The sequence below is a fragment of the Proteiniphilum sp. UBA1028 genome (genome assembly GCF_002316955.1).
In the GTDB taxonomy this organism is placed as follows: domain Bacteria; phylum Bacteroidota; class Bacteroidia; order Bacteroidales; family Dysgonomonadaceae; genus Proteiniphilum.
In genome coordinates, this window is sequence record NZ_DCEN01000052.1 from 51063 (window position 1) to 51736 (window position 674).

A 674-nucleotide genomic window follows, 5' to 3' on the forward strand; every position below is an offset into this window, starting at 1 on the left:
ATGCCCAGCCTGAACGAAGGATCTTTCCTGCTGATGCCCACCAGCATGCCCCATACCGGCATTGAACAGAACCTACAGTACATTGAAACACTGGATAAGCGTATCAGCAATATTCCCGAGGTGGAGACAACCGTGGGGAAATGGGGACGGGTCAATTCGGCACTCGACCCGGCACCAACCCAGATGTTCGAAAACACCATCAACTACCGTCCCGAGTTTATCATCGACGAGGATGGCCATCGCCAGCGCTTCAAAGTCAACCGAGACGGAGCCTATGTCCTGATCGATCAATCCACCTACAATCCCAAGGACGGATTCAGGCTGATACCGGCCGATAGTCTGATTGCAGACAGGGGAGGTGAATATTTCAGGCAGTGGCGCCCGGAAATCAGGAACGAGGACGACATCTGGCAGGAGATCATCAATGTGTCCCACATACCCGGGCTCACATCGGCTCCGAAACTGCAACCCATTGAAGCACGTACCGTGATGCTTTCCACGGGCATGCGCGCCCCCATGGGCGTGAAGGTGTCGGGACCTAACCTGGATGCCATCGAACAAGGGGGTAAAGCGCTGGAAGAGGCGTTGAAAGACGTACCTTCCGTCTTGCCCTCTACCGTGTTTTACGACCGCGCAGTGGGAGCTCCCTACATTGAAATCAACCTGAACAGGCA

The 674-nt window shown here is 54.9% G+C and carries 1 pseudogene; it reads left to right on the plus strand.

What is annotated here, in order from left to right:
- Positions 1-674 (plus strand): annotated as a pseudogene (locus tag B3Z75_RS09895) (cation transporter); the annotation flags it as partial.